The sequence below is a fragment of the Endozoicomonas sp. ALE010 genome (genome assembly GCF_049310165.1).
GTDB lineage: Bacteria > Pseudomonadota > Gammaproteobacteria > Pseudomonadales > Endozoicomonadaceae > Endozoicomonas.
In genome coordinates this window covers 37152-52789 of sequence record NZ_JBLYNV010000041.1, presented here as the reverse complement: position 1 = coordinate 52789, position 15638 = coordinate 37152, and the positions used below count along the sequence as shown (strand labels likewise).

General features: G+C 51.4%; 6 protein-coding genes and 1 rRNA gene. 1 reads left to right on the top strand and 6 read right to left on the bottom strand.

The genetic code is table 11. The annotated features are described in order from the left end of the window. A 5S ribosomal RNA gene (gene rrf / locus ACO6UY_RS16265) occupies positions 1-88 on the top strand; the annotation flags it as partial. Between the two features lie 342 nt (positions 89-430). Here the strand turns inward: rrf and ACO6UY_RS16260 are convergent. The 6 genes from ACO6UY_RS16260 to ACO6UY_RS16235 form a co-directional block, all read right to left on the bottom strand. Next, a complete protein-coding gene (locus ACO6UY_RS16260; protein ID WP_422490616.1) occupies positions 431-1927 on the bottom strand; it encodes an SdrD B-like domain-containing protein in 1497 nt (498 codons plus the stop codon). Continuing rightward, positions 1924-3924 carry a choice-of-anchor L domain-containing protein gene (locus tag ACO6UY_RS16255; protein ID WP_422490620.1) on the bottom strand — a complete coding sequence of 667 codons (2001 nt, stop codon included), beginning with the start codon at positions 3922-3924 and terminating at the stop codon, positions 1924-1926. Before ACO6UY_RS16255 ends, ACO6UY_RS16260 begins: the two co-directional genes overlap by 4 nt. 77 nt (positions 3925-4001) lie before the next feature. Further along, positions 4002-6572, bottom strand: coding sequence for a hypothetical protein (locus ACO6UY_RS16250; protein WP_422490614.1), 2571 nt, complete (start codon positions 6570-6572; stop codon positions 4002-4004). Further along, positions 6569-12568: a hypothetical protein gene (locus tag ACO6UY_RS16245; protein WP_422490613.1), complete on the bottom strand. Its 6000-nt coding sequence runs from the start codon at positions 12566-12568 to the stop codon at positions 6569-6571. Before ACO6UY_RS16245 ends, ACO6UY_RS16250 begins: the two co-directional genes overlap by 4 nt. Positions 12569-12681: 113 nt before the next feature. Beyond that, positions 12682-14790 carry a hypothetical protein gene (locus ACO6UY_RS16240; RefSeq protein WP_422490611.1) on the bottom strand — a complete coding sequence of 703 codons (2109 nt, stop codon included), beginning with the start codon at positions 14788-14790 and terminating at the stop codon, positions 12682-12684. Next, positions 14765-15397, bottom strand: coding sequence for a hypothetical protein (locus ACO6UY_RS16235; RefSeq protein WP_422490609.1), 633 nt, complete (start codon positions 15395-15397; stop codon positions 14765-14767). The genes ACO6UY_RS16240 and ACO6UY_RS16235 overlap by 26 nt, the downstream gene beginning before the upstream one ends. Between the last annotated feature and the right edge of the window lie 241 nt (positions 15398-15638).

The window sequence follows — 15638 nt, the reverse complement described above, 5'->3', positions numbered from 1 at the left end:
CTGATCCCATCCCGAACTCAGCAGTGAAATGACCGATCGCCGATGGTAGTGTGGGGTCTCCCCATGTGAGAGTAGGTCATCGCCAGGCACCATTATTTACCTTGAGTACGCTCAAGGTTGTAAACCCCGATAGAGCAATCTGTCGGGGTTTTTGCATTGTAGCGAAAGGATATTAAAGTGGATTAATTGCCTGACGGAGGCTACTGAAAAAGCCAGCGGTATTACCATTTACCCAGCATTGGATTTCAGTTTGGCAGGCTGTTATGTCGTCCTGGCACATCATACTTGGCACGGAATATAGCTGAGTGATGTCCATATCGGAATAACCCGGGATGAAAAATGTTGCCATGGTATTGTCCCTGCATAGCAATAAAGCCTTTGATGTAAATTCCTCCTCCTAACCACTTCCCGGAACAGAAACTCTCAGCGGTCATTCAATTATCACGTCATAGCTGACACTGCCACTGGCACCAGGTGCTAACCTCTCGCTGAATGACCAGATAATATCGCCACGATATCCTTGATAAGTTTCCTTACCATCGATGGTTCTGACTTTACATATTTCGCGTAACGCTTCAGGGCACTGAACTTCACTGGCCAGCGATGTGAAGGGCGGCGTGCTGTCCCGCAGTGTCAACGATTGAATGGGCCCAGCCACCGGATTACTGAAAAACAGGGTGTATCTCAGCATGTCACCGGGGCTGGCTTGATTGGCAGTGGATGAGCCTGTGCTTTCGCTCATATTTTGCACTTGTTTATTCAGTACCAGTCGTCCACTGCTGCCAGTGGTGACGGTAATGGTGTCGCGTATCCTTCGGGTAATTTTCTCTTCCTGGCCATGCTCTGCCATTATCCCGGCAGGCGCTTTGGTGGACTGTGCCGTGATCTCCAGCGTTGCCCTGAAACCGGGCGGCATTTCTGCAGGAACAAAAACCGTAGCATCAAAACAGGTATTCTGACCGGCCTCCAGTCTAATGGGCTGAGATAGTTGGATATTGTCTTTTACTGCCTGATCACAGTCGGCTTCAAACAGCTGTATTGACCAGTTCAATGCCAGCGGCCGACCACTGCTATCGAGCCACTGATAACTGAGCCTGGCATTACCCACCATAGAGCTGAGTAATGTATGGGTGAACCGGGTCGCCAGACCAGGTGCCACCGCCCGTTGATAATCCGGCGTCAGCGTCAACTCCGGAGTGCCCGGTACATAACCAAACATCGCTGGTGATTCCTGACCGGCTGCAACGGTCAGTTCAACCGGGTTGCCCTTCGCTCCGGGTTGCCAGTCTTTCAGCCCGGGCTGGTCTGGTAAAACTTCAACCTGGTAATTTCCCGGAAGAACATCAGCAAAGGTTAACAGTCCATTTGCGTCTGTTTTATCCTCTCGTTGCAACACAGGCATGCCAGACACTTTATCCAATTTAGTTAACTTGACATGAATACCTTGAAAGCCGGTTTCATTAGCCTGTCTCTCGCCATCGCGGCTCTGGTCTTGCCAGATATTGGTTTTGATAGAGCCCGGAACAGAGCCTGTAGTACCCACACTGAACTCCGAGGTATTGCCATGATCATCAATAGCAATAGCCGCTAATGCTCCGGTGAGTGGCATATTGGGAATTGTGAATCGGAACTGCTCCTGGGTGATCAGCTTGCTGCCCTGAACCGGGTCTATATAAGTGGCTCTGCCGTTATCCTTATCGTCGTTGCTACCTTCGATCCTCTCAAACAAATAGCGATACTCGCCGTTTATGACGCTGTAAAACTCGAGTTTGACCTTCGGCATGGCAAACCCCTCCACAATCAAAACACCGTTTTCCTGTCGTACATGGTTGATATAGGGAGCATCAATGCCTCGATTGGGTTTGTGATTATCATAATTACCGGTGGCATGGTTAGGACCATCAGGTAGGCCATGACCATGAGTCACCAGATAGGGATCGACTGGTTTGTCACAAACTGATTCCGGGATATACGGTTTCCCCTCGCCCGATTGCTTCCATTGCTTACAACAACTCCGGGGCCCCGATCGGATTCAATCCGGTTGCCACTGAAAAAGGTGCCTGAGCCTGCTGTGTGTATTCCCGAATCAAGGGTACCGCTAATCCAGTTGTGAGTGGCAGTTAAATCGCTACCTTCCCGGGCCGTAATGCCACGATAAAAAGCTTTGGGTGAAGGGGCTCCAACCGGGTTTTTGCCAATCACGGTATCAACCACACTGCACCCTTTATTACAGGCACTGGATGCGATAATGCCGTTCATATTGCCGGTGCTGCCGGAACCATTGGTCAAGGCGATGTGCTGAATCTTCTGACCACTTCCCTGCAATTGCAAGATGGCTTCCTGCGATACTTTGGTTTCCAGGTGTAAATCCGGTGCCTGCCAAAATGGTAATGGCTTCTGTTCGGCTCCTGCTTTAAGCCCATCCTTGATTTTCTGAGGATCGGGATTAACTCGCTCTTCCGGGTTTGTCAGGCTGAACGCTCTACCATTAATAATAAGTTGGCTTCGCTTAATCGCAGGCAATGACGTCTGAAGATCAGTTTTCCAGGTTGTACCATTGTTCGAATGTACTGTCGGCACAAATAGCATCTCTCCCGTACCGGCTCCGGCATTGGCGTTGGCAATAAATTGACGTAAACTGCCCTGCCCGGTATCCCCTGGCTGCGTAACAACATCAAAGCTGAAACCAAAATTCAGACGGGTAGAGTCGTGTAATCCATCGGGTACTTCAATCAAGTGTTCTGCACTTTCAGGTGTATTCTGATTCTTGAGTTCGTCGCTAAGACCACCGGTTTTCCCACCATAGCAATAACCGGCAGTTGTTAACGTCACATCGCTGTAGTCTTTGCCGATACACCGGCCACCACGACTGCTCCAGGTTTGTTCAGGATAATAAACATTAACATCGTTAGCAGCTTTCAGGGTGGCAGCATCAACGGCTATCTGGTAACGGCCCTGGTCTTTAACGATAAACCGGTACTCTCCCCTCGGCCCGGTTTTTGTTTCCATCTTATTCTTATGGGCATCAAACAAAACCACGCGGGCATTGCTAAAATAGTCAAACGCCTTTTCATCACCTTCGGCCAAACGGTCTTCATTAACACTGCCAAGCCGGTGGTGGAATAGACGACCACTAAACAACCGCTCGCTTTTAAATTGGCCGATAAAAACGCTGGAGTCATATACCCCGATCCCCCTCTCACCGAGGGCTATTTTAACCTGGTACCACTCACCTGGTATTACCGGAATTGAACGGTTAATTACTTTGGTAACCCCCCTCATAGCAACGTGCTTACCTCGATGATCCCCGTTATCGATGTAGTATTCGGAGTTTTTGTCTTGATTCACGTATTTTGTGGAGACGGGGTCACCATTATCCAGAGTAGCTAAATTCACTGCCCGGTTTGCAAAGCCACCCTGAATATCCGGCCCACTGATAAAAAAACCGTAAGCATCAATATTTCCCAAGTTTTCGAGCCAGCCCCCATATTCATCAGAGCCGAAAACAAAATCGATTGAAATATTGTTTGACTTTGGCTTGATTTCAAATGTGATGATGACAGGATCGTGCTGCCAAACTTCTCCATCGAAGAGCTTGGCCAAGTCTGGATCGCGACCAAATTTTATGAATGCTGTACCAAGCTTATCCTTATTATAATAGCCAAGTGTACCCGCCTTTCCTGTGGAAATTACCAGTCCTTTAGAAATACCAATATTGGGGGTGTAATTTTCAGTGCCATTGCTGAAAGTACCAACCTGGGAATAGCTGTCATCATCGTCATAAGCAGCCTTAACAATTTTGATGTTACTGATCTCAACACCGGGACCCTGCAGGTTAGCTTTAACAGCATTTATAATTGCCAACCAGCTATTATGGCTTTCTATCTGGATCCTGGCTTGAAGGCTACAGGAAAAAAAACACATCAAAACAACAAAAAAACACCAGGCCAACGTCTTAAATAAACGGCTATTAACTTTTAAATAGCAGCATGAAAAACCACTCATTGAATCTGAATCCCAAACTTCAGGCATACCGACTGCCCTGGCATTAGCCCCTGGCTCCAGGTAGCGTTGATCGTTTGACCGGACACGCCATGCTCTCCTCCGTCACTCATTTCAGGAAGACCATGCAGATTATGCAGCCGGGTAAAATCCGTTGCCTTGTCATAAATCACCACATTATGAACCGGCTCACTGCCCTGGTTGGTAGCGGTCAGCTTATAAACGACACACTCACCCGGTTTGACCGGGAAAGTCTCGTTGGAAAAATGCGTTGGCAGCGAGCTGCTACAGTCCCATTCCGCCTGTATTTTGGTGATTACCACAATCGCATTGTTGGCCATTGATGAGTTCGTGACCGCCATAGACTGTTGCCCGCCAAACCGTGCGGTTAACGTGGTGATATTTTCACTACCCGGACTGGCACTGGCCGGGGCAAATACCTTGACGATCAGCTGGCGTGTTTCTTTGGCGGGCAGTGAGAATTCACCCTGAATCAACGGATCATCCCCATCTATCCGGCCATCGCTGTTTGTATCGTGGTAAACCAGTGACTGCCAACCCTCTCCACCCCGGGAATCTTCCAGATGCAGGGTAATCCCGGAGACCGTCTGGTTGCCGGGGTTACTTAACTGATGAATAAACGTGACAAAGCTGCCAGGGGATACCTGACTTCTGCCGTTATGTGTCAGGGTGATTTGCTGTTGCTCCTCAACGATCATGGCCAGGTGCAGCTGATCAGCAACACCCCGGTTAACCGGTGAAGCGGCCTTTACATAAAAGGACCAGGTGCCCGGTAGCAGATTATCGGGGAGTTCCACCAACAGGCTCAGCTTTTGCTGCTGACCGGCAACCAATACGCCGGTACCAGTGACCGTCTGATTAAACTCATTAACGAAGGACCAGCGAATACCATTCGGCAAAGTAACCCCTTCTTTGGGCAGCAGATCCAGCAAATAACTGTCGGCCCGGTTGCCTGTATTGTTGACGACAATATGTTCAAACCGCAGAGTCTCACCCGCATTGCCGGTCAGCGTAACCACCGCACTGTCTTCCGGCCCCTGACCAGCGCCATTACCGTTCTGGCAATTTTCACAGGTCAGGTCCACCGAATAGTCAGCGGAGCCTTCAATCTGTTGCAATATATTCTCAGTGGTATCCTCCACCTTATAGCTGGCAAGGATATCAGTGGCTTTTAATTGCAGAGAGAAATCAGCCTGCTGACCAGGGCTGTTCTCTGGTAATTTCACCAGCAACCTGATCTCACGGTAACTGCCTGACTCAATGTCGTTTACCAGCAGCTCCGGCTGATCAATAAAAGGAGAGCATCCGCTATCCGCTGTCGTTAAACAATATTGAGCACCTTCAGGAAAGTTACTGCTTTCCAGGGTAACTTTGTACTGACTATTTGTTGTTCCACGGTTCCACAGGTAGTTGGTAAATTCCGCGATGCCTCCTGCAGTAGCGGATACCACTATTTGCGGTTCTCCGATGTATGGTTCAGAACTGTAGGGGCTGCCATTCAGGGCAACACCAAACCCCTTGATGGTCAGAGGGACAGAGTTGGTATTCTGTTTGACATTATCCGGGCAGGGCTTATCTCCACCCTTCTCACAGAAGGTATATTCAGCCACATTGTAAAGCGTTTGATTGGTGCCGCTTTTCACCCGGGTTTCAAATACCAGCTTCCCGTCATGGCGATTCACCGGAACACCAGCCTGATTAACAGACTGCTCAAGGCGAAAACGTAGACCTTCCGGAGTGCGAATACCCTCATCGGAAATGTGTACCTTTTCAGTCCCGTCATCGCTATACAGCCATGTGGAACCGCCTACGTAGTCCAGTTCAGCTGGCAGGCGATACAGCATTTCCACAACGCTGTTATCGCTATGACTATCCCGACGGGCAAATGACAACGTAGTGGTCACCGTGTCATTAATGGTGGCTTCCGCTTTGTCTGCCCTCTGAGTCACCTCATAAACAACCCCGAGACTGTGAGACATGGTGTCATAATTTACGGCCTGAAAACGACCCTGGCTCTCATGCTCATTGACCCCACTGCACTCGGGCTTAATAACCCGGGCAGAAAGAGTAATCGTTGTTTCAGCACTATCCGGCACCCAGGCCTTGACCAACAGGCCTTTGCTGTCACCGGGGGGCAGCAGGACCGGGCCTGTTACCCTGTCTTCCTCTGTCGTCTGACCGTCGTTGTTTTTATCAAAATAAAGCAGTGCATTGTGGGTAACCGTCAGCTGGTAGCTGGCGGTTATATTGCCACTATTGATTAGCCGATGGGGAAACACCAGCTCATCACCCGGTTTTCCCAAAAGACGCTGGCTATTTTCCAAACGGACGCCAGTGACTTCCCGAATCAGGGTGGTCACCTCATTGGAGTTGACCATATAACTTTGCTGATACTCATCAAGAAAATACGCCTGTGCCTGGCTGCGGATCAGGGTTCCCGGTGGGGTGGCAGCCAGAACAGGGCCAGCGATCAGCAGACTGAGCAGACACAGGGCAATACTCTGCCAGCAGAGCCGGGCGTAGAAACAAGGGGTTACTAAACGGCTCATGATCTAAACCAGTCAAAAAGCGATTCATCGAACTTGAACTGCAGGCTGAGATGCACTCCCTCAGCATTGTATTTTTCGCTGTCCAGATCGTCGTCCCGGAAACCTTCGATATTGTAATGAACGCCCACCCGCAGGTTACTGGCGACCAGATAATTCAGGCCGACACCAGCTGACCAGCGTACACTGTCGTCACCATTCACACTGAGCAGGCCGCTGCGCAGGTCCATATCCCAGCGCCGGTTCAAATCCCAGGTGAGGCGACCGTCGAACACCGTCGTCTGACTGTCAAAGGGGTCTCCGTCAAATTCATCGGTGACCCATTTGCTACCCAGGCGGCCGGAGAGGGTCAGGCCCGGGCGGATTTTACGGTTCTGATGGGTAGAGAGCAGATGCACCCGGCGATCTTCCTCCCGGTCATCATTTTCATCCCGTTCTTCTTTCCATTGATACAGATAGAGACCGTGCTGGACATTGTTCAGTTTTGGCCGACGGGCAAGTCCTAGCGTAAAAGCATGTTCCAGTCGCTGATCACCCTCGCCATCTTTCGGGTTTTCCAGCCGGAACTGTTCACGGATCAGGCCAGCCCAGTCACGATTTAACCGTCGCGCAATGGCACCATCCAGTCCGTAATAATCCTGCAGCTGTCCGTAGCGATACTCTATTCGCCCCGTAGCCCGCTGATTACCATGGCGCTTGTCGTCAATACCCACAGAGATGGCCAGGCCGTCATTGCTGCTGTCGCCACTGAGGGTGTTAATCCACTCGACACTGGGGGAGAGTGACAAGCCTTCGGTCACTTCCAACCGGGTATCCGCACCGTTGACCCACTCCAGCTGGTTACCATCGGTAGCCCCCTGCATACGGTATTCGGAATAGGTGTCGGTATTGGGCAACCAGTCACTTTTGACCCCGAAGGAGAACTCATTGCGATCGCTGTCACCAGACACCGGACCCAGGTGGTGATCCCGTTCAAACCGACCATACACGGAGACTTTTTCAGCAACCTGCCAGTCACTTTCCACCGCAGCCCGCCAACGACTGTCGGTAAATGCCTGTTCATATTCTGCAGAGAGGGAGGCGTCCTTATCCAGCAGGGTGAAACGTTTTTCAACACCCGCCTGAACGGTCAGGTATTCATTATGGTCCTCATCACTGCGCTGACGAATGTACCGGCTACCGGCGGTTAACTGCCAGCCGTTGCCTACTCGTTTATCCAGATAAACACCGGCGTTGTCGCCGGAACCGTTGCTATTGTCTTCCGAGCGGCTGACTTCCGCTTCGGCTCTCAGGTCGAGGCTGTCAGTCAGTGACTGTTTGTGCTTAACACTGCTCTCTTCCCGGCCGACAGATACTCCGCCGCTGCTGTTGGTAAAGTGTTGATCCGCTTTCGCCCAGGTGATCTCGGTTTCTCCTTTACCTGACCATTGTAGTTTAATCTTGATACGGGTGGCGTTGCCGGTCTGCTCATTAATCAGCGAGGGGTTGTTATCGTCCACCGTTTTACCGGTCATCCTGGCACTGGAAATGGCGACTGTGGTTTTCTCCGTTGGCTGGTATTCAACCCAGACACCGGCAATCTCACTGCCTTCGGTACTGTGCTGATCCAGGGTGTAACTGATGCCTGCGGTGACCTGATCCCCCAGTTTCTGCTGCACACGACCACCGGCCACGGTATAGGCTTCGCCATCGTCCTCCACCTCGTAGCTCACCCGGATTTTCTGTGGGTTGCCCTCGTCATCCCGACGGTTGACCGGAGCAGTGAATTTCAGATAGCCACTGAATTCGTCCAGGGTGTAGTCGCTGCCCCTGCCCAGGGTGGTGGAGCTGAGCATCAGGCCCGGATTATCCCTGCTCCACACTTCCAGAGTGATGGTTTCGCTGTGGCGGACAATGGGTGCACCTGCCAGCCGGTAGTTCATCGCCGTACCGTTGGGTTCGATGATCTCGCTGCGCAAGCTGTTTTCCGGCCGGGCGGCAAAGGTCTGAATACGGGTGCTGCCATTGTCATAGATGGCGTTGATGCCAGTGAGATTGCGCTGGGTTTTGGCCAGATCGTATTCCGCACTTTGGCTGTTGGTCTGGTAATCCCCCCACATAATGCTATTCAGGCCGCGCTCAATTTTTGCATAGAGCTTGCTGCGGCTCTGGGCTTCGTATCCTTTCTCGCTGGCATCGCCGGTGATGGGGTAGTAATCATCCGGATCCACATCACGGAACAGTTCGGCATCGTCGTTTTTATCACTGTCGTAGGAGAGGGTCAGTTGGGTGTCTTTGACGATATCCCCTTTGACAAACATCGCTGCACGGGTGCGGGTCACCTTTTCATCTTCCGTGGCCGAGAGCAGGTCAGGCATGGTGCCGCTGTTGATATCTACCAGGCCCACCGCCATTAACGGCCGGGAAGGGGCTACCTGGGTGATGGTCGCCTCACCGGACAGCTGCCCTGTGGTTGCCCTGAGGGTAACCGGGCCAGTCTCGTTTCCGGAGCGCAGGTTTACCGTGGCTGCACCGTGATCAATACGAATCTGATGCCCGGGTTCCTGATCCTGAATATCGGTTTCATGCCAGCGACCAGCGGTGCTTTCCAGAGTGATAAAGTAGATACCCCGGGCAGGCAGGCTGTGGTTATCCAGCAATTTGACCGTTACTGGCAGCAGGGTTTGACCATCGTCCGCTGGCAATACATTGGCAGAAGGCACCAGTTGTATAGAATCAGCCGAACCGGCGTAGCTAAAGGTGTTACCCGCCAACAGTCGTTCATTGCCGAACATATCGGTGGCTTTTATCTCCACCCGGTTCTCACCTTCTTGCAGGGAGACACCGTACCAGGCCAGCAGCTGGGCCTGCTCACGGTTATTGAGCAGCTGCTCACCCAGTTGGTCATTCGCTACGGCTGCACCGTTGATATACAACGTTGGTTGTACTCCGGCACGCACTACCGCCATAAAGCGACCATCGGCCGTTTGTTGCAGCGGCCAGAGGAAGGTACCTTTTTCGGCCTGCTGGCGGGTGACGGTTTTTATGGCTTCTTTGGGTAGAGGAATTTTTGCGCTTGCTGTTTCCTTTTTTTTGCTGTCCGCAGGCAGTGCTTCGGTTGTCTGCTTTTGTTCAGCCTGCTGGTTGGCTTCGGGGGCGCGAATCACACCATTGGACAGGTCGCCACTGGCGTCGGCGGTTTCTGACGGTTTGCTGCGGTTATATTTTGCCGCATCGTCCAGCAGCCAGTCGCCGCTGATGCTTTCGTTGCGGGCTTTGATCTGTTCAACAATAGCGTCGGTGGCAGGGCATTGTGCGGCAAAGTCAGCCCGGTGCATTTCGCCGGGTGTCGGATCGACAAAACGACTGTTGCCGTCGGTACCGTGGCGGTTATCCAGCGGTTTCAGGGGCAGCCCGTCAGGCAGGGTGACCGGGTCTACCTTAAGTACATGGTTGCCGGGCTTCAGGCCCATCAGGCTGTACTGGCCGTATTCATCGGTAATGACCCAGGTGCCGTCTTCTATATAAAGGCGTACACCACCCACAGGCCAATCGTTACTGTCTTGCACCCCGTAGCCAGATTCTCCTGCACATTGGCTATCAAGAAACACTTTACCGAACAGAATGGCTTTATCGGAGAGCACGCCGGTCATGCGAACCGTCACCTCAGCTTTGCCTTCATTAGAGGTGATCCGCTGTCCGGTCACACCTTTTCTGGCGGTGGCCGTGGCTCGGTTGATACCATCACTGTCGATTGCCCCGGCACCGGCCTGGAGAACGTAAGTAATAAGCAATTCATCACCGCTGGCGATTGCCGGGTTGGCCTGATGGCGAAAGACTAATTCTGGCCCGGGTGCTCCCTCCGGGTCTGATGCAGTATTACCATTAATCTTCGTGGTGCCAGCCACGTACTTAAAACCGTGGGGCAGGGTATCCACAACGGACAGGTTATACAGATTAATGTCACCGGGGTTGCGCAACTTCAGCTCATAGCGCAGTCGCTCTCCGGGGGCGATTTCATCCCGACTGGCACTTTTTTCCAGCGTCAGGCTGTCGGTGGCCACCATGGCGTCCACTGGCACATCAAACATTTCAACACCGGCACTGCTCACTTCAAAAGAGCCCTGTGTATTGATGCGCTGTGCTAAAGCAAAAGGCAGTGGTGCATTATTACCCTTTGGCATGCCACTGCGGCCATAAGATGCGTCATGAATCTTTTTCCCGGGAAGCATTGCGGGCATCATCCTGGACGGAAAGGAATAATTAGCCGGAGGAATGACCAGAATAAAATAGCGCCCCTCGGGTAACCGAGGATAGATAAAACGACCATTAGCATCTGTTATCCCGGTATTTGACTGTGTGCGGGTTTTTTCATCCAGCACCTGATTACCGGAAAGATCAAAAAATACGATACGTGAATCCGGCACAGGTGTCAGACTGTCGGTACTGAACACCGTCCCCGTCGGACTGACTACTGCTCTGGCTGTGTAGTTTTGCTGAGTCACCGGATCTTGTATCGAAGCCACCAGCTGGTCATTGATCTGCGAGGCCAGATAACAGTTGCTGCCCGGCTGGCTGTAATCCGGTTGGGCCGCCAGGGCGATTTTGCTATTGGCTTTGGCAGAAAGGCACAGTCCATTATTGCCCTGCTGGTCGGTGGCTAACCGCAGTGGTGATACACTGCGAAACACACCGCTGTCGATGGCCGTTTCCTGCAGCTTTACCCGAACCGAATCGCCACGGTCGGAGCGAACTGTGACCGACTCGATGGTATCTATGGATTCTCTGGATTGGGCAAAATTTCCCCCTTCCAGCTCCAGATAAACGTCACCGTTTGTCGCAGGGCTGTCGATGTTCAGGTAGTAAACAGAAGAGGGAGTAAATTCACCATAAAAGTCCGGAGCGCTGTTGGCACCGGAAGGCTCAATAAAACGGAGGATGGGTTCCGGGTTAATGGTGTCTTCGGCCTCTGTAACCAGGGTGTACGCCGGGTTACTGACAACCAGTGCCTTACGAGCCTCAACAGTTTCGTAATCCAGTTTGTTGTATAGGCGTGCCCGGTTTTCAATCAGCGTACCGCTGCTGACATTCGGGTTGATGCGTAGTGCAAAACTTAACCGCCCCGTCTGGCCGGGCTGCAGCTGGGCAGCGGGCACCATAAGGCCAATACGGGTGGGTTTCAGTCGGCGATTCCAGTTTTCGAATCTCTGCCAGTTGCCGTCTTCCAACCGCAGCACCACCATGGCCTGGTAGGGAGCAAATTCCGGTATGGTGTAATCCAGGGTGGTTTGTGGCGGCAGAATATCTTCCAGCAGTATACCGTGGAACGGTTTGCCATCGATGGTGGTGGTGCCGTGGGGCAATGGTTTATTGCCCAGAATCTGGTACCGGATCTCATAGTACAGAGTATCTTCCGCTTTCGCCTTGTCTTTGCTAACGGTTTTATTCAGCCGAACCGCCACATCACTGATGGTTACCTGATCCGTGGCTTGTTGCTTGACTGTGTTGTCCTGCTCTGAGCTGACTTCCAGAATGATGGAATGGCTTTCCTCGTTGGCAGCACCAGCTGGAATGGTAGCCAGGATGATCAGCTGCATGTTCTCTCCGGGTTGCAGGGTACGGGTCTGCGTCAGTGAAGGCGTGCCCGGTGCCGGTAAGGCACCCCGATATTCAAATACCTGCAGATTGGTCAGGCCGCTCGCCCTGGCTGAAATAAACGACAACTGATAACGGTCGGCGGTATTACCCAGATTGGTTAGCCTGTGCACAAAATAGACTTGCTGCCCGGCAATACCAGACAGGTTCTGGTCGTGTTTCAGTTCAAAGGCATGCACTGCCCCGACCATGACCCAGGACTGATTGGAAATAGCGATGGCCGGTGTGCCGTGCTGGGTATCAAAATAGCTGGCATTGGCCTGGGTAAGAATCATAGTGTCCGCCGGGGTAATCGCCCACGCCCCAAAGCCTGCCAGCAGGCAGAGCAGGGTGAGCAGGGCGATGGTCAGAAGGCGCTTCAACATGAATAACTGCGTAATATCCGGGTTGTTGTTTTTCTTTGGCTTTCGCTGGGCTCTGTTGGCAAAGCGCAGGGAGAGCCCTTCTGCGTGGGGAGCGCAGAAGAGAGTTAGAGCGGTTATGGATTTGATTGATCCAGAGTCACTTCAAAGGTCATGGTAACGTGTTGACCAGGACTCAGAGTACCGCCGGAAGTCGCTGTTGCTCCTTTACCCACGTAGAAGGTGATGCTGTTGTTTTCGTTAACAACTGCAACCCCTTCGCCCTCAGTAATTGTTGGGTTACCTGCTTTAGCTGATTTGCTGGTAGCTGAAGTCAGTTGGGTAAATGGAGGGGCAGCATCAGTGATCACCACATTGTGAGCATCTGCAGAACCTTGGACGACAGCGTTTACTTGCCAGATAACGGTTTCGCCAGGTTTAACATCTTTCAGTTGGGTCTGAAAGTCTGAGGAACCCTTTTTGGCTACCTTTTTGGTCAGTACAACCTGGCCCTTGATAACGGTGGTGGAGTTGGTCAGGAATACCTTTTCCATAACAGTTTCCCCTGATTTGCCCTCAGCACCCAAGGTCAGGTTGAAGACATAACCAGCCGGGGCGTTGGCAGGAGCAAACACTTTTACGGCAATGTTTTTTGTTTCACCAGGTGTCAATGTCATGGGTCCTGACACAGGTGCAGCGCTGAGTTCGTTGGTAGCATCCCGCGTGTAGATCAGGTAGATCCAGCCAGAGGGTGGAGTGACAGCAGGGAATCTGACCTCCAGATTGGTGTTACTCAGGTTTTTCAGCACATGGTCATAGAACGTAATACCGCCCGCTTCGACCTGATTGGCACCGCCAGGGCCGAATTCCAGCAACAGATCTTTTTTGATGGTGATCTTGTTGGTGGTGCTGTTGCTCAGACTGTGAATGTTGGAGTTTATGGTGAAAGTGATGTTGTAATCACCTGCTTTCGCGTTACTCACATCCGCCGGAATCTCAACCTGGGCAATGACCTTCATGAATGAATTGCCGGGCAGGCTGGGTGTTGAGGTGATTGGCCGATCAGTGGCGCGAATCAGTTCCTTGCCATCATCGGTGTTATTGTTCTCAAAAATACCTTTATGGATATAGGTCACTTTCCAGCCAGGATTCTTGTCAATCTCTGAGGAGAGACTGAAGCTGCTGGCCGTTGCCGACTCATTGGCAATATAGAGACCAAATTTGGCGACTTTGCCTGGCTTCAGGGAGATTGTGGATATAGCACCAGCAGTCGTAGGGTGTGCGTCGTCTATACCAAATAGTTTCTCAATCGTAATTTCAGATCCAGCAGGGAAATTAATCTCTACATCGCTCCCGTCCTGTTCGACTTTATAGTTAGCCAGATCGATCCTTTCTTTTGTGATTTTTTCCAGCGTATTGATCACAGAGTCAGAAAAAGTAGCATCACCGGCAGAGGTCACAGTGAGTGTGACAGTTGATGGTGTGTCTTTGCCACCCACAGGCAGCTGGGCCTTGACCATAATCGTGATTTTGCCGTCCTTACCCAGTGTGCCCGTCTCTACAGTGCCATCACCATTGGTGTCGTTCAGAGGGGTTTTACCGGTTGAGTCCCAGAGGCTGAGTACTGTGCCCTCTGGGAACGAGTGGTTACTGAAAGTCAGGTTGAATGTATCTGCACCATTACCCAGGTTTACGATAGTGTTGGTAAACTCGGCAATGCCACCGGCCGGTTCTTCAGGCAAAGTCTTATTTTCACCAGCCTCGACGCCGTAGAACTGGGGCAGTGTTGTGGAGACAAGATTGGTTTCTGACACTTTGTCACCGAAAGTGACAAACGCTTTGTTCTGCAGTAAAGCGTTGGCATAAAACGTTAAGCTATTACCGTCTACATCCTTGTCTGGGTAAGTAGCAGTAAACTCAAAGGCAACTGTAGCCCCGGTATCCAGGTTTTTCAGATCCATGTATAAGGCTTTTGCATGGTGAGGAAAATAGGGAATTTCAATGTTGGCAGGCTTGTCTATGTTTGTGACAAAACCACTCAGACGCGCATCCTGGCCCTCTGGGTTTTCAATACTGCTCAAATCAAGCAGGTGGGGCAGGAAGTCATAAATGCCACCTTCATCCAACAGAGAACCATTATTGGTAATCTTAATGCGGTAGGTGACAGAACCTGTATTTGCTTTTGGGTTTCCGTCCGAGCCAAACTCAGCAGGAATATGTTTAACCACCTGCTTGCTTGCTTGCAACAATTACCGGGCCTGTGGTTACGGTGATGGTATTAGTGTTTGTTGCCTGATTTGCACCACCAAAAGAAGAGTTGTTTGGTGCTGCAACGTTCATAAGCAATGTATATTTATCATTGGTCTGAGCAGTGCCAGGCACCCGAGCAGACACCACCAGATTGGCTGTGGTACCAGCAGCGACTTTAAGATATTCATCCAGTTTGATCTCGGGTTCATTGTCATCGGGCTGACCGTTGCCGTTGGTATCCAGATAGACTTTTACTTCACTTAGGTCATGGCTGTTTGTTGCCTCCAGCTGGAAACGGTCTTGAGTATTACCATCGTTGATCAGCTGGTGCGGGAAGTAAACGATTTGCCCGGGAGCACCATCTTTAGTTTGCCCGTCTTTTTCCAGCCTGGCTGAAAAAACTTCCGCCACGGTAACAGAAGATTCGTTGGATTGCGCCGTATAACTGTTACCCAGACTATCTTGATAGGTCACCGTCGCCAGGTTCTTAATCACCGTCCCTGCGGGAGTAAAAGCATAAGCCGATGCCCCCCAAAGCATCGAAATGGCTAACAGGGCAAGGGTCCAGAACGCCATAATGGGCTGTCGATTACTGCTGTACATTGTCTTTATTTTGACCCCTCGACCAAGCATTGCTCTGTGCATCATTGTTGAATTGAAATTATTTTTGCTTTACCACTCTCTGTACGTTTGTTGATGACTTGCCTTTTTCTGTGGACAAAGCCGTCATCTCCCGGCACCAGGCCAAGGTGTCAAACAAGCGTTTCAAGAATTCCCCGGTGGGTGCACCCCGTGGAGAGGCTGCGCTGTTCTTCTTCTGATGGCAGTGGGCTGGTTGCGTAGA